1 protein-coding gene is annotated in these 532 nt (G+C 66.7%); it reads left to right on the top strand.

Annotated features, from left to right (window positions below):
- A partial coding sequence (locus GCN74_RS28300; protein ID WP_152259710.1) for a hypothetical protein occupies nt 1-532 on the top strand: 532 nt, incomplete at both ends.

Here is a 532-nt window from a genome sequence, read left to right as displayed (position 1 = left end):
CGCGACGCCACCCTGGTGGCGCAGCAGGTGACGCTGCAGGCGGGCAGCCTGGACAACCGTGGCGGCGGCATCGGGCAAACGGGTAGCGGCGGCATGACGCTGGGCGTGGCGCAGACGCTGGACAATACGGGCGGGCGCATCGAAAGCAATGGCGACCTGGCCGTGACGGCTAGTATCTTGCTGAATAAGCAAGGCTTGCTGAGCGCCGTGCAGCAGGCGACGATAGGCGCGCTGGGCACGATCGACAACATGGCCGGCAGCGTGGCCGCTGGCCAGTACTTGAGCATCAACGCGCAGCAGCTGGATAACCTGGGCGGCAAGGTGCAGGCGCAGCACGGCAATGCCAGCTTGCAACTGCAGGCATTGCACAACACGGGCAGCGTGTTTGCCGGCGGCAACCTGGACACGCAGGCTGGTGTGGTGGGCAACAGCGGCAGCCTGTACGCGGCCGGCAATCAGCGCCTGCAGGTCACGGGCACCTTGAGCAATACGGGCGTGATCGTGGCGCAGGGCGATAACCGCATCACGGCGG

The organism is Janthinobacterium sp. FT14W (genome assembly GCF_009208755.1).
Lineage (GTDB): Bacteria > Pseudomonadota > Gammaproteobacteria > Burkholderiales > Burkholderiaceae_D > Janthinobacterium > Janthinobacterium violaceinigrum.
The sequence above is the reverse complement of the archived record's forward strand: the minus strand, read 5'-3'. Positions and strand labels throughout refer to the sequence as shown.